The sequence below is a fragment of the Psychrobacter okhotskensis genome (assembly GCF_013248965.1).
GTDB classification, from domain to species: domain Bacteria; phylum Pseudomonadota; class Gammaproteobacteria; order Pseudomonadales; family Moraxellaceae; genus Psychrobacter; species Psychrobacter okhotskensis.
The window spans coordinates 20226-40676 of the sequence record NZ_JABRVQ010000022.1; the positions used below are offsets into that span (position 1 = coordinate 20226).

The 20451-nt window shown below is 42.8% G+C and carries 15 protein-coding genes; all 15 read left to right on the forward strand.

The window, feature by feature from the left end:
* The first annotated feature begins 332 nt into the window (after window positions 1-332).
* The 15 genes from HQR03_RS10760 (at window position 333) to HQR03_RS10830 (ending at window position 20364) form a co-directional block, all read left to right on the forward strand.
* Window positions 333-1424 carry a lipase family alpha/beta hydrolase gene (locus tag HQR03_RS10760; RefSeq protein WP_173240175.1) on the forward strand — a complete coding sequence of 364 codons (1092 nt, stop codon included), beginning with the start codon at window positions 333-335 and terminating at the stop codon, window positions 1422-1424.
* 478 nt (window positions 1425-1902) lie between these two features.
* The gene (locus HQR03_RS10765; protein ID WP_173240176.1) at window positions 1903-3012 is read left to right on the forward strand and encodes a lipase secretion chaperone; all 1110 of its coding nucleotides are present in this window, start codon (window positions 1903-1905) and stop codon (window positions 3010-3012) included.
* Window positions 3013-3404: 392 nt separating this feature from the next.
* Window positions 3405-3893 (forward strand): META domain-containing protein, encoded by a 489-nt coding sequence (locus HQR03_RS10770; protein WP_173240177.1) that lies wholly within the window; start codon window positions 3405-3407, stop codon window positions 3891-3893.
* Window positions 3894-4124: 231 nt separating this feature from the next.
* Window positions 4125-5135 (forward strand): PD40 domain-containing protein, encoded by a 1011-nt coding sequence (locus HQR03_RS10775; RefSeq protein ID WP_173240178.1) that lies wholly within the window; start codon window positions 4125-4127, stop codon window positions 5133-5135.
* Between the two features lie 313 nt (window positions 5136-5448).
* On the forward strand, window positions 5449-6102 hold the full coding sequence (locus HQR03_RS10780; protein WP_173240179.1) for an OB-fold-containig protein: 654 nt from the start codon (window positions 5449-5451) through the stop codon (window positions 6100-6102).
* A 209-nt stretch (window positions 6103-6311) separates the two neighbouring features.
* Window positions 6312-8324, forward strand: coding sequence for a flotillin family protein (locus HQR03_RS10785; protein ID WP_173240180.1), 2013 nt, complete (start codon window positions 6312-6314; stop codon window positions 8322-8324).
* Between the two features lie 280 nt (window positions 8325-8604).
* Window positions 8605-14856: a DNA repair ATPase gene (locus HQR03_RS10790; RefSeq protein ID WP_173240181.1), complete on the forward strand. Its 6252-nt coding sequence runs from the start codon at window positions 8605-8607 to the stop codon at window positions 14854-14856.
* Between the two features lie 129 nt (window positions 14857-14985).
* Entirely contained in the window at window positions 14986-15147 is a 162-nt protein-coding gene (locus HQR03_RS10795; RefSeq protein ID WP_084212304.1) for a DUF2256 domain-containing protein, read from the forward strand.
* Between the two features lie 241 nt (window positions 15148-15388).
* Entirely contained in the window at window positions 15389-15535 is a 147-nt protein-coding gene (locus tag HQR03_RS10800) for a DUF2256 domain-containing protein (protein ID WP_101210898.1), read from the forward strand.
* Between the two features lie 466 nt (window positions 15536-16001).
* A complete protein-coding gene (locus HQR03_RS10805; protein WP_173240182.1) occupies window positions 16002-17186 on the forward strand; it encodes a YjgN family protein in 1185 nt (394 codons plus the stop codon).
* 111 nt (window positions 17187-17297) lie between these two features.
* Complete coding sequence (locus tag HQR03_RS10810; RefSeq protein ID WP_173240183.1) at window positions 17298-18479, forward strand: M48 family metallopeptidase; 1182 nt, start codon at window positions 17298-17300, stop codon at window positions 18477-18479.
* Between the two features lie 12 nt (window positions 18480-18491).
* The gene (locus HQR03_RS10815) at window positions 18492-18587 is read left to right on the forward strand and encodes a DUF2256 domain-containing protein (RefSeq protein WP_173240201.1); all 96 of its coding nucleotides are present in this window, start codon (window positions 18492-18494) and stop codon (window positions 18585-18587) included.
* A 56-nt stretch (window positions 18588-18643) separates the two neighbouring features.
* On the forward strand, window positions 18644-19555 hold the full coding sequence (locus tag HQR03_RS10820) for an Abi family protein (protein WP_173240184.1): 912 nt from the start codon (window positions 18644-18646) through the stop codon (window positions 19553-19555).
* A gap of 181 nt (window positions 19556-19736) precedes the next feature.
* Window positions 19737-20231, forward strand: a complete 495-nt coding sequence (locus HQR03_RS10825; protein WP_173240185.1) for a hypothetical protein — start codon at window positions 19737-19739, stop codon at window positions 20229-20231.
* Window positions 20209-20364 carry a DUF2256 domain-containing protein gene (locus HQR03_RS10830; protein WP_173240186.1) on the forward strand — a complete coding sequence of 52 codons (156 nt, stop codon included), beginning with the start codon at window positions 20209-20211 and terminating at the stop codon, window positions 20362-20364. Before HQR03_RS10825 ends, HQR03_RS10830 begins: the two co-directional genes overlap by 23 nt.
* Window positions 20365-20451 lie beyond the last annotated feature (87 nt).

The window sequence follows — 20451 nt, forward strand, 5'->3', positions numbered from 1 at the left end:
ATGCTTTGTCATTTAATAGCAGTGCTAGCGAGATTTTTTACTCGTTACACAATGCTCGGCAATGCGGTTATCAGGCAATCTGTCAGTATAATAAAACGAAAATATGAGTGCTTTTCAGATAATAATTATCGATTATTGTCTTCTAATAACCAATAAGTCACTCAAAAAACCGCTTATATTCTAAAAACCGATTGAATATTACCGTTTATAACAGTATTGTAACTTTGGTTGCTAAAAGATTTAGCGATAGTGTCTTTATGACTTTTGCAGTTGCTGCAATATAAGTCTATATAAATGAACTGCCAAACTTTAACGATAACAAGGACGTTGTTATGATTCTAAAAAGCTCTCTTGCTGCGGCTTTAACGCCTAGCGCATTTTTACCTTCACTTGGTGCGATCGGCGCCGGTGTACTCCTAATGGCGCTACAAACCACCTCGGCACAAGCTGCTGGACAATTTTATAACTGTGCAAATGCAACAGGCTGTAAGATGGTCGATAGCAAATACTTTACCTCAAAGCACACAGATACCAAATATCCTATTGTCATGGCTCATGGCTCATGGCTCATGGCTCATGGTTTGGTTGGCTTTACTAAGTTACTAGGTGTTGATTATTTTTATGGCATTCCTCAGACTCTCATGAGTGGTGGCTCTGAAGTATATGCTACTAAGACCTCTTCTTTTGGCGATAGTCGTGTTCGTGGTGAGCAGTTACTACAGCAAGTTAAGACTATCTCTGCGGTATCAGGCAGCAACAAAGTCAATTTATTTGGTCACAGTCATGGTGGTCATGATATCCGTTATGTCGCCTCAGTTGCCCCAAATTATGTAGCATCGGTCACAGCGGTTGCTAGTCCAGAGCAGGGCGCAGCATTAGCCGATTGGGTCATTGAACAGATCGAAAATGATAAAGTGAATGGTGAGTATAATACGGCTTCCAAAGCTGCCTTAGGGTTATTTGGTTTCTTGGGTAACTTTATGGATCTCAATGCCAGCATTCCTGTTGATAAACTGCAAGATCAAGATGCTTATGGTGCCATTACAGCCTTGACTACTGATTATATGACAGACTTCAATGCTGAGTTCCCAGCAGCGATGCCCACCAGTTATTGTGGTCAGCCAACAGCGACCAAAGTAAACGGTATCGAATATTATTCATTCAGTGGCGTCGGTCAAGTAACCAATATCTTAGATCCTATTGATTATGTGCTATTAGCCACGTCAAAGGTATTTGATAATGATCCAAATGATGGTTTGGTTTCAGCTTGCTCTAGTCGCCTAGGTTATGTCATCAGAGATGATTACAAAATGAATCATATGGATTCAGTCAACCAACTATTAGGTTTGGTCGCATGGGGACAGCCTAACCCTAAAACGGTCTATCGTGATCAAGTGAATCGCTTGAAAAAAGCCAATCTATAAATACATTTTAGACAGGCCATTACTATGAATATAGTCAATCCTATATAAATCAGATACGGTGTCAGGCGCACTTAGTCTACTACTTGCAGCACTTTTGCTCGATTTACTTGTATCTAAATTGGATTGAACCGACTATATGCATCGCTTTTATATAAGAGCCTGCCGATAACTGCTTTTATGTAAACAGGGCCAACGTCGTTGGCCCTGTTCATGTATGGGAAGTACAAGTATGTATTAAAAGAATTAAATTTTTTATTCATAATATAGTCAGTGAAAACTAATATCGAACCATCATGCACTGCTGATATCCATTTTTCTTGCTTACTGTGCCTACGCAGACAGAGGCGACAAAAAATCAATATCAGTAATACCGTCGCGGTTTTGGGATATTTTGACTATATCGCTTTGTCCATCTCTCGTGTCTTGTTATGCTATGCATACACATATCAACTGACTTATTAAATAAGATATTTTCGTTATGCCAAACAATCGCCGTTTACCTTATCTTCCTATCATTATTATCGCTGTCATCATCGCTATCACTGTGGCGATTATCATGTGGTTTAAGCCTGACCAAGGCACTGCTGGATCTTCTGAGACTACCTCTACAGCAGTGGAGAATAACGCCAATAGCACAATGATCAATAGTTCTGATGCTAATAGTGGGGTGGCGACATTGTCTGGTCAAAATAACACTCAATTCATCACAGGGCTTGAGAACTTGCCGCGGTCTTTACAAGGCACGGATGTAGACGGTGAGATCATCATTGATGAAAATAAACAATTAGTCGTTACCGAAGGCTTACGCCGCTTGTTCGATTATTTCTTATCGGCGCTTGGCGAAGAAAATGACGCTGTCATCTATGCTCGCGTTGAGAGCTATATCCGTAATCACACGCCAGAGCCTGCCGCCAGTCAAGCGGTTGCCATATTTGACCAATATATTGCCTATCTAAAAGCCATCCCTGAGATAGAAAAGCGTTATGGTAATCTGCAATTGCAGGCGACCAAAAGTGGCGAGTTGGATTTGAATGCGGTGACACAGCAAAAGCAAGACGTCAGTAAGCTACGTCAGCAGTATTTTTCCAAAGAAACCATCACCGCCTTCTTTGGTACAGAGGATGACTATGACGATTATAGTATGGAGATGGTCAGAATCAACCAAAATACCCAGTTGTCTGATGCGCAAAAAGAGGCGGCAAAACAAGACTATATTAGCCGCATGCCGGACAACACTACCAAGGCCAATATTGCACAACAAGCCAATCTAAATGAGCTAATGACTCGTACTGAGCAGATGAAAGCCAAAGGCGCAAGCCCCGAAGCACTATACAATATGCGTCGAGAGCTGGTCGGTGCGCCTGCAGCAGCGAGACTGGCACAAGTAGATCAAGAAGACGCCAATTTCGATCAGCGTTTTGATCAATACCAAACACAAAAGCAGCGCCTATTGAGCCAAAATGCGGACAAAGCGCAGGCACAAACCCAAATCAATCAGCTCGAGCAGCAGCTATTTAACGATACCGAGCGCAAGCGCTTGGCGGGTTATGCGGCGATGCAACAACAAAATGCTGCGGCTGCCCAATAGTTCCTAATAATTAGATACGGGGCGAATGATTATTTGGCAGTGAGATGTTCGATAAATAACAGCTTGATCGATCAGCGGTTGATAAGTCGATAAGTCGATAAGTTGATAAGTTGATAAGCCAAAAGTAACAAGCAGACTCGCCATCACACAAAAGTGTTAGCAGCTTATGGCGCTGCTAACAAGACCTATTAGCAAATCACCTGTATAGTTGGCACAAACCACGTCTCAATCTATACCTAATCTATCATGACAGTCATATGGCAGTCATGCATAATGGCGCCCATGTGCTGCTCAATGAATAAAGTGCTGGTCAATGAATAAAATAATCAAACAGGCGCTATAAAGCTCCGCACATGTCTATAAAAATTTGCTTAAACCTTTTAGGAGATACTATGAAAAACATGACTAAAATAATGATGGCTGCGACACTTGCGGTAGGTACATTGGCTGCAGGTTGCCAAACTACCCCTAGTATGACCGCGCCTGTGACTCAACCAATTACTGTTGATGCACTACAAGCATATAACTGGCAGCTTGTCGATGCCAAACGCAGCAATGGTGACAAAGTCAGCCAATTGTTTTTTGACCCAAGCAAACCATTAACGCTAAAATTCTTCAAAGACGGTACGAGCAACCGTGTCACCTTTGCTAATACTTGTAATAACATGGGCGCTAGTTATAGCGTCGTAAACGACAATGTGGTGTTAGGTAATGTAATGTCGACTATGATGGCATGCCCTGAGCCACAAGCAAGCTTCGATACAGCAACTATGGCGACGGTACAAGGCAAATACAGCATCAATAACAATGCGAATAACGTGCCTATCTTGACTATCCGTAATGCCAATCAAGTGGCGTACTTTAAAGCTGTCGCAAAATAATTTGCCAATTCAATGACGCAACTTAATCAGTAATTCCTGTCTTTGATATGCCTCACTATGTAGTGGGGCATTTTTTTATCCAAAATATGCTGCCGTTTGCGCTACACTAAGGTCATCAACTTTTGTAGTGATGGATTGTTGGGGTCGATTGATCCTCTTTGCTGTTATATAACCTTAGCTTTTACTCAAGCATATTTACCGCACCATTAAAACCCTATTGGACTTTATTTCATGTTAAAACCGATTGTTTTGAAACCGAATAGTAATGTACATTACCTAAATAAAATAATCGTCATAACGGCTATCACTTTTTTAACGGGGATGGTCCTAACAGGTTGTCAGACATTGCCGAACATGACCGCACCCAATGCTGCTGTTGATATAATGACGAACAATCCGCTGACAGCCCGCATGCCAGCAATAGATCGGCAAGGGTATATTGCTTATGTTGAGGAGCAAGGCTTTGGCGCTGCGAAGATATCGACACTCTATAGTATTCGCCCTGATGGTAGCGACCGCCAATTGATTGATCAGCTCAAGGGTTATATCTATGCGCCAGCGTGGTCAGCAAATGGTCAAATGCTGGCCTATAGTAAACAAGCGCTGCGTCAGCATCCAAAGATTTATATCTATGATCGCAAAAGCAATACCCAAAATCTGGTGGTAAATGCTGAGGGCAGTAATTTGTCAGCATCATTTTCGCCTGATGGTCAAAAACTCCTCTACAGCTCAACCGTCGGCGGCAATGCCGATATCTATGAGATGCGCCTAAGCGACGGTAGTACCAAACAGCTAACCACCTTACCGAGTACGGAAGTGCAGCCAAGCTACGCCAGCGACGGGCAAAGCTTTGTTTATACCAGTGATAAGGTCCGCGCTGGTCGCCCCAGTATCTATCGCTATCGTTTTGCCACAGCCAATGCAAGCGTGATACCGACAGCGGGCTATGCAGCCAGTCCGCAACTGAGCTTAGATGGTCAACGCTTGGCCTACCTTAATGGTCGCAAGGCGGCGGTGATGACGCTGGCTACTGGGCAAGTTATCAATCTAGCCGAAACGGGTCTTGATGAACCCGCTCGTCTGTCACCTTCCGCGCAGTATGCCGTCTATCCCACCAAGCTTGCACAAGTGGGCAGTCAAAATGGCGGCAGCTTGGTCATTCATTCATTAACAGGTAATACAAGCTATGCCATTGGCAGTAAGACGGGAGGCGTCGTACGCTCACCCATTTGGGGACAATAAGAGTAAAACCTATGTATTATGTAATGGAATGTATATATAATCACTGACAAAGAAACATAAGTTGATTGTATAGCCTGCATTTTAGAGGTGGCTTAGCCATCGCTTAAATTCGTTAAAGCCAATGCGCTTATAGCCATATCGCCTGTCATTCAAAATAGAATAATCAAGCTATGGGTAAAAAATCTGGTATAAGCAAGCTGACAGAACGAATCTGAGTGGAGCAAAGTTGAGTAAATTGTAACCACATACTGCCAAATTGTATAACCGAGCCATTAATATGTTGGATTAAGCGAGTAATAGGAGAGAGCGGTTCATGCAAGAGTCTTTTTTAGTCTTTATCACTAAAATCAGTTTGTACCCCACGATTGTTTTTACGGGGCTTGTGATGTTCGTGACTCTATATTGGCTGGTGTCTTTACTTGGCATGGCGGATATGGATAGCGTGGATTTTGGTGAGGCAGATGGTGATGTCTCCCCCTTGTCATCGCCTGGCTTTTTTACCGGTCTCATGCTCAAATTTGGTCTTTATGGCGTGCCTTTAATTATCATACTAAGCTTGATTAGTTTAATCGGTTGGGTATTAAGCTATCTGTACACCAGCTTTTTGCATCAATATTTTGATTCAGGCGTTTTGTATTATGTGTTTGGCACAGGGGCGCTCATTTTTGTATTGGTGGTATCGATGTGGTTGACGGGGGTCATTATTTCCCCCATCCGTAAAAACATCGCAAAAATTCCTAAGCGCAATGCCGTGAGCAATGTAGGTAAGACAGCCATAGTGCGCACACTTAGTGTGACAGATAAGCATGGTGAAGCTGAGCTAAATGATGGCGGCGCAGGATTAATACTCAAAATTCGTCCAGATATGAATGAGAATTCATTAAAGCAAGGCGACAAAGTGGTATTGGTAGAGTATCTAAATGAAGCCAATGTGTACCGAGTTGCTCCCGTTAAAGATGAAAAATAATAAGAATTGATGGCCCTAGTTAAAGCGCTTTCGCACAAAAGTGTTTTTAACTGGGTAGCTCTCAAAAACGATTTTTTCAGTAAAAACTTAAACTTAAAAACGAAAATGTAATAACGATTGGGCAGTGTATACACGATAAATGATTTATTGCTAAGCATTGTGGCAACTGTTTTAAATTTGGTTGGAATGTTTTAATTAGAGGAATGAATATGGACATACTCATTATCGTCGGCGTGGTTGTAGTGCTGGCGTTTGTTTTCATCATGGCAGCACTTTTGATGCTAAAAGCCTTTTACTTTAAGGTTGAGCAAGGTAAAGCACTGATTATTAATGGTGTGAGTAAAATCGCTGTACGCTTTGATGGTGGCTTCGTTTGGCCTATCATCAACAAAAAAGAGTTGATGAGAATCTCGCTTATTACTTTAGAAGTGGATCGACGCGGTAAAGAAGGATTGATTTGCGCGGACAACATGCGCGCTGATATCACCGTTGCGTTTTACCTGCGAGTTAACGAGACCGAAGAGGATGTCCTCAAAGTCGCTAAGTCAGTCGGGGTTGAAAGAGCTTCAGATAAAGTCGCTGTCAATGAGCTATTCAATGCCAAGTTCTCAGAAGCGCTAAAAACAGTCGGTAAGCAAATTGATTTCGTCAAATTGTTTGAAAATCGCAGCGAATTCCGCGACAGCATCGTCCAAGAAATCGGCAATGATCTCAATGGTTATGTCCTAGAAGACGTCGCAATTGATTACTTAGAGCAAACGCCAAAAGCGTCATTAGATTCTAGTAATATCTTGGATGCTGAAGGTATCAAAAAGATTACTCAATTAACGGCCTTTCAAAACGTCATTACCAACGAGCTTGAGCGTGATGAAGAGCTGGCAGTTAAGAAGAAAAACGTTGAAACTAGGGAGGCTATGCTGGAGCTTGAGCGTCAACAAGCCGATGCCGAAGCCAAACAGCAACGTGAAATCTCTTCTGTCATTGCACGTGAGACAGCTGAAACCCGTAAGATCGAAGAAGAAGAGCGTAAAAAATCGGAAACAGCTGTCATTATGGTTGAGCAAGATTTGGCGATTCAGCGCGAGAATCAGCAGCGTGAAGTCGAAGTGGCTGGACAGAACCGTCTGCGTGCTGTCGTCATCGAAGAAGAGAAAGTAACGCGTGCTCGCGATTTAGAAATTGTCTCTCGTGAGCGTGAAGTCGACTTACAGCGTATCGAAGCTGAACGCGCAATTGAGCTTGAGAAAAAAGAAATCGCCAATGTCATTCGTGAGCGTATCGCGGTAGACAAAACGGTCGCGCAAGAAGAAGAGCGTATCAAAGAAGTCCGCGAAGTGAGCGAAGCCGAGCGTTCTAAACAGACGCGCGTATTGGCAGCCGAAGCAGACGCCGAAGAAATCAAAGTACGTCAGGTCAAAAAAGCCGAAGCCGAAGAGCTTTCAGCCAAGCACAAAGCCGTCGAGATTACCACGCTGGCTGCCGCTAATCTTGAAGCCTCAGCCAAAGACTCGGAAGCCAAAATTAAAATGGCGGAAGGTATCAAGGCTGAAGAGTCGGCACACGGCTTTGCCGAAGCGGCTATTCAAGAAGCCAAAGCGTCCTCGCTTGAAAAAGAAGGCATTGCCAAAGCCAACGTTATCAGAGCAACTGGTCAAGCCGAAGCGCAATCAGAGCGTGAAAAAGGCATGGCTGATGCTGAAGTTATCGCGGCGCGCGGCGAATCCAACGCCAAAGCTGAGCGTGATATCGGGCTGGCAAATGCTCAAGTTATCGCCGCTCAAGGCGAATCAAATGCCAAAGCGGAGCGTGAAGTGGGACTGGCAAAAGCGGAAGTCACCCGTGCGCATTTCCAAGCCGAAGCCGATGGTCTGGTCGAAAAATTCAATGCGATGGGCAGCATGAGCAAAGAAGCGCGCGAGCACGAAGAGTTCCGTATGGGTCTCGAGACTGCGCTGCAAGAAGCCATGGCGTCTATCGAAGCTGGTAAAGAGATTGCCAAAGAAAACGCTGAAGTCTTGGCGGTTGCGCTCCAAAAAGCCAAAATCGATATCGTGGGCGGTGAAGCGCACTTCTTCGATAATTTTGCCAAGTCGTTATCGATTGGGAAAGCCATTGATGGCCTCGCTGGCAAGTCAGATACGTTAGGCGGTATCATCAATACAATGATGGCCAATCAAGTGATGACTAAAGCGAATAAGCAGAATGATGATGAAACGGCTTAGTATCATCGTTATTCGACATGACTGATTTATTATCAGCAAGATTTGACCCATAACTTTTTCACCAATAAGCAGTCTGTCACTTAGGTGGCGGATTGCTTTAACCAACTCAATCTAAACGCTTTAACAGAGCAGTAGTTAATGACTACTATTAACCATGAGTTGGCTAATCTAAAAAAACGAGTAGTCAATGCTGGTTTTTTTAGATTAGCCAAGTGCTTATTTAATTCAAAACTTCCTTAGATTTATCTTATTGCCCAAAAATACAAATGGACGAGCAACGATGGCGGACACCCAAAACGCAACCAATCCAAATAATACCAATAGTCATAATCAATCCGAGCAATCCGAGCAAACGGATCAAGCGGTCGCCTCAGGCAATGCTTATGAGCTTATTAAAAAGCGTCTTACTGAGCAGGGCAGTCGTCTAGAGCAGCAAACGGCCAAGCTGAACAATGCGCGCTTGCAAGAGTTTGGCAGTACCCAAATGCAAGTCATCGCTCGCACCCGCATTCGCACCGAATATAACTGTGTGGCGCAAGACATGGTGCAAGTCGGTGATTATATGCTATTCGGCTACAACGTCTTTATGGGCCTCAAGCGTGCGAGTAATATCAAAGATGTGTTGTCGCTATATCGATTGATAGATCCTCCTAACAAGAATGTTGGTGATAATAATAGTGAAAGTGCTGCCGATATTGATAATGGTGAAAGCACGGCAAATACTGAAAGCGCTACAGATAACAATGGGAGCCGCGAACACACTGAGCAAGAGTATCAGCTAGAAGAAGTGGATCTAAAAAACACCTTCTTAGATCAAGAGGCCTTTGTTCAAGACTTTAATGAGCTGTATCGATATTATAAGCAAACACGGCTGATTCAGCTGACAGTCAAAGACAGCAAGCTGCTATTGGCGTTTCAAATTGGCGAGCGTATCACCGATATTCGCGTCTTTCGTTTTGCGTTAGATTTTAGTCAAGGCACACCTGAATCGGCTCAAATTGCTTACGTAGACAATCGAGGCGAGCGTGATATCGAGTTGCCGCCTGCTTACGATTTTGATTGGATTGAGACCACTCGCGAGCAGATGATTAATGGCAAGTATCCGCATATGAATATCTTAGATACGGTATTTGTAGAAACCGTCGGCGGCGATTTGACCATTAAAATTGAGGACAATACCCAGTCAGGGCAGGGTATCTATAGTGAGCCTGTAAATGATCGCACCCAGTCGCTGACCGATGCCGAGATTGCTTATGCCAAAGTTGGCAGTTTAATACTGCTCAAGATACTGCCGTATCGCGAAGACAGCTATCGCTATTTTGTTTATAACACCTTGACCGAAACGGTACTGCGTTTAGACGCAATTGGACAGTCGTGTGTGCAGCTGCCTGAGGATCACGGCATTATATTTCCGGGGGGTTATTATTTACAAACGGGCGAGTATAAGCTGTTTGATGCCAATAATGTCGGTGCCAAAGACTTAAAGTTTAAACGTAAAATCGTATCGCCCAATGGCGAAGATGTGTTGTTTTTATTCTATGATGTCGCTTTAGGTGTCACAGGTCTGTTTCCCTACAACCTTATCAAAAAGCAATTGGCAAACCCCATTTATTGTAATGGTATGGCGCTGGCAGAAAATGGGCGCTTGGTGCTGTTTAGTGACCAAAGTGAGCCGTCACGCATTCACCCGATGCAGATATGGCATACCCCTTATGCCTCTCCTGAGTATGTCAGTGAATTACCTGAAAGCACGAGCTTCTATGGCAAAATTGGCAATAAAGAATTGGTGCGCGGCATCTCAGATCTCTATAGCATCACCCGCCTCATTAACAATCAAAGCGTGTCACAAAAGCTCTATGAAGAATTAGCCGACAATACTAGCCGTCTCTTTGATAGCTATTACTGGCTGTCTGAGCCTGAGCTGAGTGAAGTCGCCAGTAGTATTAAGGAAGTGACGGCGACGGCTGAATTGGTCATTGATGAGTTCGCCAAAGTACAAAGCATCCAGAAGCAAACCCAAACGGCATTGGCCGATGCCGACACGCAGCAAAATGAGATTTTGCGGCAGATACGCGTTACCACCTTTGAGTCTGCCAGTGATTATGTCGATCAGCTGTCAGCATTAAGACGGCAAAAGGGCCGTTTGGTTAGCCTAGAGGATTTACGCTATTTAGATAGTGATAAATTAGAAGCGTTGCAGACTCAGCTAGCAACAGCAGAGAGCGAGCTTGCCGAAAAAACCGTACTGTTTTTAAGCGGGGAAGAGGCACTCTCAAGTTACGAAGGTATATTGATCGATGTCAGTGAGCGTTTACATACCGCAGAAACCAATGCTGAATTAAAACCTGTACTAGAAAAAATTGATGAGACAACGCAAGGCTTAGATTTGTTGACTGAGCTATTAGGCACATTAGATGTTGCTGATGCTACGGTACGTACCCAAATTATCGATGATATATCGACCATTTATGCGAGTCTCAATCAGAGCAAAGCCAAGCTTAATCATAAGCGCAAAAATTTAGGATCGGCTGAAGCAGTCGCGCAGTTTGGCGCGCAGTTCAAGCTATTTGGTCAGTCGATTGCTAATGCCTTATCCATTGCCAATACGCCTGAGAAATCAGACGAGCAAATGGCAAAATTGCTGGTGCAGTTGGAAGAGTTAGAAAGCCAGTTCGCGGACCCAGAGAGCGGTAGTGGCGATCAATTTTTAGCCGACATCATCAGCAAGCGTGAAGAGATTTACGAGACTTTTGAGAATCATAAGCAGCAATTGCTCGATGCCCGCAACCGCAAAGCGCAGAACTTAGGCGATGGCGCGCTGCGGATGCTTGAGAGTATCAAAAAACGCACGCAAAGCACAGGCGTCACCGGCTTTAAGGAAGAGGAAACGCTCAATACGTATTTTGCTGCCGACGGACTGGTACAAAAAGTACGTAATATCGCCAAAGAGTTGCAAGCGATGGGCTTTAGTGTCAAAGCTGATGACATCGATGCCCGCTTAAAAGCCATTCAAATCGAAAGCTATAAGAGTCTAAAAGATAAGTCAGACTTGTTTGAAGATGGTGGTCAAATCATCAAACTGGGCAAGCACCGCTTTTCAGTTAATACTCAGCCGCTTGATTTGACCTTATTGAGTCGTCAACAGTCAGATGGCAAGCGTGTGCTGAACTTACATCTAACGGGTACAGATTATTATGAAGTGCTTAATAATGCTGAGCTAAACGCCTTGCGGCCGTACTGGGATATGAATATCGCATCCGAATCTGACAAGGTATACCGTGCGGAGTACTTGGCTTATAGCATTATCGAAAGTGCCAAAAATAGCCAAGACGGCCTGACTGAAACGCGCCTATATCAAGCATACGATGCGACCATCATTACCCTTGATATTAATGGTGATATTGATAATGACAGCCCATTGTCTAAATTGGTCAAAGCTTACGCCACCCCTCGCTATCAGCTCGGTTATGACAAGGGCATTCATGACCATGATGCCACGCTATTATTGATGCAAATACTACCGACATTGCGTGAAGCAGGGCTACTGATTTATACCCCGCAAGTACGTGCCTTGGCACAGTTGTTTTATTGGCAATTGAACCTCGTGCAAGCGCTTGGCTTAGACGCCTTACGTCAGTTTGGTTATGATAATTGGCTGAATGAATCAGTGCTGACGCGTGCAAGCAACTGGACAGATAGAGCCGCTACCGCTGAGCAACTGCGCCGTGCACTGGGTAGCGACACAGCCAAATCTCTGCTCGTTGAGGACATGAGTCAAATCATGCATCAGTTTGTCACCGCTCATAATGATGACAGTATTGGTGTTAATAAAGGCAGTAGCGTTGATAACGGCGCTAGTAAGCAGTCAAAATCAGGCTTGGATTCAAAGCTAGGTTCTGAAAATAGCGATATTCATAACGCTAACATCTTTAAACCAAGCTATGTCCAGCTTGCCAGTGAGTATCTGGTGAGCGTCATAGGGCAGGCGAGTATCTCTGATAGTGGCGTAGATGCCAAGATAGACTGGCAAACGAGTCAACAAGCGCAGCAGTTGTGTGAGCAGTTAAGCCAAACGTTGAATAGTGCGTCAGGTAGCACGCAAAATACGACCAGTTTTGAGCAGCTACAGTCTTCAATCAGTAAGCTTGGCTTTCAGCCCAAATCAGCCTATGAGCTACTAGCCACATGGTTTCATGTGTTACTTGATAAGACCTATGGTGATACTGAGTCGGCTAACGTACTGGCAAATGATGCGAATGAGGAAGGCGCGGCACTCACTGAAGAGCAGCTTGCTGAGAGTCAAGAAAAAGAAGCGCTACGCAAACAACAGCTAGAAAGTGGCCGTCATTATGTGCCCGAAGCCATTGCTGTCTTACTTACCCAGTTAAATGATACCCAGCGTGAAGCCTTGGTACAGCGCCTCATTGATTCAGGTATTAGTTTCGATAAGAGCGCCACTGGCACGCCATCTACACTGTCATTCTCAGCCACAACCTCGCTGACCAGCCTCAACAATCCGCTCAATCAAGTGCAGAGCTTTGAGCGCAGCACAGGTAAAGTATCGCTTGAGATTCAAATTAATAACTTACTAGGTGAGCATACACGTATTCATCAGCAGACCTTGACCTTTGCGGTCGATGACTTCTTAAATCGTCTGCATCACCATGATACCCAAGTCATCCCTGCTTACAGACGCTATCTAGCCATGCGCTCAGAGATTTTGCATGATTCAAAAGAGACGTTGCGACTGGACGAGTTTATGCCGCGACCACTGTCCTCCTTTGTGCGTAACCGTCTGATTAATGAGAGCTATTTGCCGTTAATTGGTGACAACCTCGCCAAACAGATGGGCACGGTCGGCGAGGATAAGCGTACCGATCTGATGGGTATCCTAATGATGATATCGCCACCAGGTTACGGTAAAACCACCTTGATGGAGTATGTGGCCAATCGTCTCGGCCTTATCTTTATGAAGATTAACTGTCCATCACTCGGTCATGATGTCACCTCATTAGATCCCGAAAAAGCACCTAATGCCACCGCCCGAGAAGAGCTGAATAAAATCAACTTAGCCTTTGAGATGGGCAATAACGTCATGCTCTATCTCGATGATATTCAGCATACGCATGCGGAATTTTTGCAGAAGTTTATCTCATTAGGTGATGGCACGCGCCGTATCGATGGCGTCTGGCAAGGCAAAACCAAAACCTATGACATGCGTGGCAAAAAGTTCTGTGTGGTCATGGCGGGTAACCCGTACACCGAAAGCGGTGAGGCCTTTAAAGTCCCTGATATGCTTGCCAACCGCGCCGATATCTATAACTTGGGCGATATTATGAGCGGCATGGAAGAGGTATTTGCGCTCAGTTATATTGAAAACTCACTCACCTCTAATACCGTTCTCGCACCACTGGCCAACCGTGACTTAGCGGATGTTCATCGTTTGATTAAAATGGCAAAAACGGACAATGCCAACCTCGCCCAAGCACAGAGCAGCGAGCTGACGTATCCGTATAGCACTTCAGAGGTTAACGAGATTATCGCCATCTTGCGCCATATGTTTAGGGTGCAAGAAGTCATTCTTGACGTTAATCAAGCCTATATTGCCTCAGCATCACAAGATGATAAATACCGTGTCGAGCCGATATTTAAGCTGCAAGGCAGTTATCGTAATATGAATAAGATGACCGAAAAGCTATCGGCGGTCATGAATGAAAACGAGCTGAACCAGCTGATAGACGATCACTATTTGGGTGAGTCGCAGCTATTGACCCAAGGCGCAGAGAGCAACCTTCTAAAGCTTGGCGAGATGCGCGGTGTGTTAACTGACGCAGAAAAAGAGCGTTGGGCACAAATCAAAGCCGACTTCTTACGTAATAAAGCCATGGGCGGTGAAGACGGTGATACTGGCGCGCGTATCGTTGCCCAGTTGGTCGACTTGGCTAGTGGCTTCAATACCATCAGTAGCCAGTTTGAGACATACTTAACGAAAAATGACCCAGAGCAAATCGCCCGCTTACGAGAGGCAGGACAACAAGCACAACTCAATGCCCAGTTAGAAGCACAGAAAATCCTTGCCGATAGCGTCATTAACAATGCCAAAGTCGTCAGCGACAGTATCGACCATAGCTTTGAGAAAAGCGTGAGTCAACTGGTACAAATATATAAGCACAATCACAATACTGAAAAGGCGGAAGGCGAGTATCTCAAACAAAATCAAGGCGCGCAAAAAGCGCTGATGATGCAGCTGGTGGATGCTGTTGAGCAACTGGCACAAAAAATGGCTGATAGCTTGTCTAATAGCTTAACAGAGAGCCTGCTTAAGAATGATGAGAACCAAACGGCAGACAGCGATACGCTTGATGTTCATCAACAGACCGCGCTGATGGCAACAGCTCTTAAAGAAGCGCTTACGCCACTGACGATGCGGATGGATGAGAAGCTGGCAATTGATAGCAGTACCGATCAATCCGGCAAGCTTATCGTCAATAGCCTCAACAGGCTAAACAAAATCTTTGATGACTATGATTGATACTGACGATTAACGCTTATAAGCAATAATGATAATTAGAACTTATAATTAATAGGCTATAGCGATAAGTTATTGATGTATAGTCGTGGCAGTTGATTCGACTATGTTAAACAAACCAATGAGAAACGTATGGCGCACAAAAAGAAAAACGTCCGCAAAAAACTCTGCCCTGTCTGCGAGCGCGAATTTAGTTGGGCGAAGAAGTTGGATAAAAACTGGGAGAGTATGGTCTATTGTTCCGACCAATGCCGCCGCGTAAAAAAGTATGAAGGGTTAGATCATCAAAAGTAAGAATTTAAATCTAAATTTCGCGTTGGTTGTAGGCTGGGTTTTTAACCCAGCCTTTTATACTATATTCAGTCCAATATGAAAAAGATACAGCGGGACTGGGATGCTTAGTTTTTAATATGATTTTTGCAGCCTCTGTCGGCATAGGCACAGCAAGCCAGAAAAATTTATACCAGTTTCGCGTTATTAAATAACGTATCCATTTTATTTAGTATTAACTATACAAAGTGACGCAGGGAAGCTCATGGCACACAAAAAAGCAAACCTACCGCAAAAAGTATGCCCAGTCTGTCAGCGCCCATTTACGTGGCGCAAGAAGTGGGAAAAGGATTGGGAGCAGGTGATTTATTGTTCTGAGCGCTGTCGGCGGAGTAAGGATAAAACAGAGTAATTTTAAATGTCGATAATAGAAAACTGCCACGTCTTTAATCGAAGTATCTTTAAAAAGTAGAAGGTGCAGCTCATTTTTTGTTTTGCTAGGCTTTATCAATTCATAAAAACTCAATAATCAAAATCTCAGTCGTTGCTAGATGTTAGCTAATGACTACAAAGAATGTTATTTGAATCATGGTCAAAACGTGAAATAGCGAATCGATTCTATCTCATTCAGCACTCCTGTCGCGATAACATCGCAAAAATATTTCAATCAACAAAATTCCATAAAATACTCGAAGTTACTAAGCTTATAATCTATAATGCTTTTTTTAAATTTTCTGTTTTTCAACAGACCCTAATATCTCAAAAATATACTCAATTTAACTCATATTCAACTAGGTCATGTTCTTATTTTTATTACTATTTTAAAATGCGGACACGCCCTAAACATTCACATCAAATTTTAAGGTTCTAAGGATAGGATGAAACAAATACAATTTAAAGGTGACGGATCAGAGTATTTTAAGATATGGATTGTGAATGTTTTATTGTGCATCGTCACCATAGGCATTTATTACCCTTGGGCAAAAGTACGTACGCGTCGATATTTTTATGCGAATACTGAATATGCAGATCGATATTTTGATTACCATGCCACCGGAAGACAGCTGTTTCTGGGCTACTTAATCGGTTTGCTGATATTGCTTGCCCTACAGGTGGTAGGCTCTGTTTTACCTACCGTCGGAGTCATTTTACCCATTATTTTATTTGCTTTTATTCCTTGGATCATCTGGCGCAGTCTCAAGTTCAATATGCGCATGACCAGCTTTAGCAACGTGCGCTTTAGCTTCATAGGCAATCTAAAGTCCGCCTATACTATTTATATGCTTATACCCATATTGGGTTATGCAGCAGTTGCGTTGCTGGCCTTTGGTAGCCTAGTCCCAATGACCAGTCTAGATGAAGGTTCTGATTTAAGTTTTGCCTTCATACTATTTGCCGTAGGTATCATTGCCGCGATAGCCATAGGCATTTTTGTCACAGGACTCTTTACAAAAAAAGCAGCAGAATACCAGATTGGTCAGACAAAATTTGGTCAAGGTCATTTCTTCATCAACATCAACACCGAAAAATTTATAAAAATTCAACTTAAAAAAATGCTAATCATTATTGGTTGTTTATTTGTCCTATTAATACTCTCCGGCTTAATATTTGCGTCTACGTTGTCGGGCGGATTTAACCTTGGCAGTATTTCCAGTGACATCGAAAGCGCAGATGCAAATCCATTATTCGTTGTTGGGTTTTTGGTTATGTATTTTGGTTTTATTGCCACGTTCTTATTCGCTACAGCCTATTCATTTAGCCGTCAACGTCAGTATCTGTTCGAAAATACCACGTTGGATAGAGCCATCACTTTTAAGTCAACCGTTGGCGCTAAAGGTTATTTTTATGTGTTAGCGACCAATATGCTATTGGTTCTATTTACTGCGGGCTTAGCACTGCCTTGGGCAAAAGTCCGTGTGGCCCGTTATATCGCTGATAACTCTTGGATAGAAGCCTTAGATATAGATATCAATAGTTATCTGACTCAAAAAGAGCAAGAGCAGTCTGCTATTGGTGAAGAAATTGGTGATGTTTTAGATATCGATATAGATATTGCCATCTAAGCCAGATCCTATTAACCGATACCTTATTGATCGACACCTTATTTCAATCATGGCTTGGTTAATGGCATCCTTGATTGCTTCGTTTAGCTAGTGGATACAGTGAGAACAGTAATGATAAATTCAATATCAGGCAAATGGTATCCCAAAGACAGCTCGGTTCAATACGCCGCGCAACTCAAGGTAGCTAAAACGAGATATGAGGTAAAAATTGTATCTAGTGAGACTGGTAACGACAGCGAAAGACATCAAAATATCACGGGTCAGTGGTCGCAAGTGACGATCAATGATCGCTTAGGAAATACTGAACGCAAGCTTACACTTACTGATGGCTCACTCTTTACGACTCACAATAATGATGCTATCGATACTATAATCAATAGTAATAAAAACAGCGATACAGCCTCAAAGTGGCGTTTACGCTTACATCGTCATGAAACAAAAATGACCAGCGTCTTGACGATGTTGGTCATCACTGTTGTTTTTGTATTTAGTTTTATTAAATGGGGTATTCCTTGGACGAGTCAAACAGTCGCTCATGCGCTCCCTCAGCAGACAGGCGAGTTTATAGGTCATCAGTCATTAGATTTTATGGATCGTTACTTCTTAGAACCCACTCAAATAAGTGATGCTGAACAACAGCAAATCATATCTCGGTTTAAGACACGCCTTAAACCATTCGGTGGCGATGACAATATTCAGTATCGGCTACACTTTAGGGATATGAGCGTAGGCGGCTCAAGTCTGCCAAACGCTTTTGCATTACCGTCTGGCGATATTATTTTGACCGATAAGTTTGTAGAATTGAGCCAAAATGATGATGAGATAGATGCGGTACTGTTACATGAGATGGGTCATGTGGTCGAGCGTCATAGCTTAGAGATGCTCACTCAAAACTCATTAACCACGATGATTGTGATAATGGTACTGGGCAACCCAGACGGTATCAGTGAGCTTGCTACGGGGTTGGGCACGGCACTGGTGTCAAATCACTATTCACGCCAGTATGAGACCGAAGCCGATGAGTTTGCCTTTAACAAGATGCTTGAGATTGGTATTGATCCAAAGGCCTTTGGAGATATCCTGAGCCGTATGGAAGACTACTCGACCACAGCAACCAACGCAGATGACGCTGCAGACCAACCAGAAGCTGAAGCCAATAATGAAAAAGTTGAAGAGGTTGAGGAAGACAAACTGTCCGACTTCTTATCAAGTCATCCTAATACTCAGTTGCGGATTAAAATGGCAGAAAAATATAGCAAGTGCTTTAAGCAAGGGCTAAAGGTTTGTGAGTGAAGAAAGTAAAAAATCTGCCCCGTCTGCCAGCGCCCATTTACGTGGTGTAAGAAATGGGAGCAGATGATTTGTTGTTCGGAGCGATGTCGGCGGGGGAAGGGTGAGTAAATAGCCGTCTTTCCAATAGATAATAAAATTGATGTTCTATCAAATTAGGTTTCAATATGTCATCTCAAACCAACAAAAAACGCTTACCTAAAAAATGGCAGTCTTATAAAGATCAAGTGGCTATTCTCGAAAGCAGAGGAATGATATTTGAAAATAAAGTTAAAGCAGAGCATGTTTTATCGCAGATAAATTATTATCGACTGAGTGGCTATTGGTATCCTTTTCGCATGTTAGCCTCAGATATGTCACGTGATGATGATTTTATAAATGACACTAGGTTTGAAGATATACTGAATATCTACCTGTTTGATAAGCAGTTACGTTTATTATGTTTACAAGCACTTGAAAGTATCGAGATGTCAGTCAGAACTAATATTGCTCATACATTAGGACGTATCAGTCCAATAGCTCATCTTAATAAAGATAACTTTGACCAACGATTTGTAAATTCGCAAAACGGGCAATGGAGCTATGATAAATGGTTAAGTAAATATAATGAGCAGATTAGAAGAGCAAGAAAGTCACCTTTTATCGAACATCATCTCAATCATTATCAGTATTTACCAGTTTGGGTTGGCGTTGAGGTGTTAGACTTCGGTTCTATTTCAGTACTATATACAGGTTTAAAAGGTAGACAGCAGCAACAAATTTCAAAACTATATGGTGTCAGTAACGCCAAAGTTTTCGCAAGTTGGTTAAGGTCATTAAACTACGTGAGGAATATCTGCGCTCATCATGGACGCTTATGGAATGTCAATATTGACGTTATCGCTCAGCTTGATAAAAATATACCTAGCTTTCAGAATTTAGATAACAAGCGCATATATTTTTACTTAACGATGATGTGCTACTTATCGAAAACTATCAGTCCAAGCTCAAACTGGGAAGCAGAATTGAATACACTTTTGACGCGGTTTCCAACACCCCAAAACAAAGCAATTACTCTAATGGGCTTAGGGTTCGTATGATTGCAATAAGTTCAGATACTAAAATTAAAACAATAGAAAACCGCCACGTTTTCTAACCCAATGTTACCAGAGGAGGAAGATAGAGGTGGCGGTGCTGTTAAGTACTATTATAGCAATGCTATGGCTTTAATCAAGAATAAATTTAACGAATTGAATCAGTTCTAAAGTATAAAGGCAAATTATGAGTAAACATTTTAAACACTCAAGCTTTCGAGAGAAGCTTATTGAACATCTATTCATCAGTGAAATGCTCAAACTGTCATGGAAAAAAGGTGATTGTCAGCTTGAAGTAATGAAGCCTGAAGTTGACAATGCTGGCTGTGATGTTGTCCTTGAAAATAATAATATTATTCGTCACATTCAGCTCAAAGCTTCGAAACTAGGTGGTAAAACATCAAGACAGAACATCAATAATCGTTTAGCAACTAAGCCTTCAGGGTGTATTGTTTGGATAATATTTAATGAGGACACTTTAGAATTGTGCTCATTTTATTTTTTTGGCGCTGAAGCAGGAAAGCCATTAGTTGGATTGGAAGATGCTAAAATTGCCAAACACACCAAAGGTAATGCCAGTGGATTGAAAGCTGAACGACCTAATATTCGTACGCTCAATAAAGGACAGTTTATTCGATACGATAGTATTGAAACTTTGTATGACGTCTTATTTTTTACATAAAAGCAGAGCTATCAAAAAAGTCTGCCCTGTCTGCCAGCGACCTTTTACATGGCGTAAGAAGTGGGAAAAGGATTGGGAACAGGTTTTTTATTGTTCTGAGCGTTGTCGGCGGGGGAAAGAGAATAAAAGTTAAGCTAAGATTAAAATAATAGTTATTTATAGCGTAGAAGGCGCTGAACGCATCCTACAGAGCTTTTAATTAGGTAATATACATAAAACG

Bases quoted from the DNA above. Each gene is read 5' to 3' on its own strand.
- HQR03_RS10760 (WP_173240175.1), top strand. From the start codon at position 333: ATGATTCTAAAAAGCTCTCTTGCTGCGGCTTTAACGCCTAGCGCATTT.
- HQR03_RS10765 (WP_173240176.1), top strand. From the start codon at position 1,903: ATGCCAAACAATCGCCGTTTACCTTATCTTCCTATCATTATTATCGCT.
- HQR03_RS10770 (WP_173240177.1), top strand. From the start codon at position 3,405: ATGAAAAACATGACTAAAATAATGATGGCTGCGACACTTGCGGTAGGT.
- HQR03_RS10775 (WP_173240178.1), top strand. From the start codon at position 4,125: ATGTTAAAACCGATTGTTTTGAAACCGAATAGTAATGTACATTACCTA.
- HQR03_RS10780 (WP_173240179.1), top strand. From the start codon at position 5,449: ATGCAAGAGTCTTTTTTAGTCTTTATCACTAAAATCAGTTTGTACCCC.
- HQR03_RS10785 (WP_173240180.1), top strand. From the start codon at position 6,312: ATGGACATACTCATTATCGTCGGCGTGGTTGTAGTGCTGGCGTTTGTT.
- HQR03_RS10790 (WP_173240181.1), top strand. From the start codon at position 8,605: ATGGCGGACACCCAAAACGCAACCAATCCAAATAATACCAATAGTCAT.
- HQR03_RS10795 (WP_084212304.1), top strand. From the start codon at position 14,986: ATGGCGCACAAAAAGAAAAACGTCCGCAAAAAACTCTGCCCTGTCTGC.
- HQR03_RS10800 (WP_101210898.1), top strand. From the start codon at position 15,389: ATGGCACACAAAAAAGCAAACCTACCGCAAAAAGTATGCCCAGTCTGT.
- HQR03_RS10805 (WP_173240182.1), top strand. From the start codon at position 16,002: ATGAAACAAATACAATTTAAAGGTGACGGATCAGAGTATTTTAAGATA.
- HQR03_RS10810 (WP_173240183.1), top strand. From the start codon at position 17,298: ATGATAAATTCAATATCAGGCAAATGGTATCCCAAAGACAGCTCGGTT.
- HQR03_RS10820 (WP_173240184.1), top strand. From the start codon at position 18,644: ATGTCATCTCAAACCAACAAAAAACGCTTACCTAAAAAATGGCAGTCT.
- HQR03_RS10825 (WP_173240185.1), top strand. From the start codon at position 19,737: ATGAGTAAACATTTTAAACACTCAAGCTTTCGAGAGAAGCTTATTGAA.
- HQR03_RS10830 (WP_173240186.1), top strand. From the start codon at position 20,209: ATGACGTCTTATTTTTTACATAAAAGCAGAGCTATCAAAAAAGTCTGC.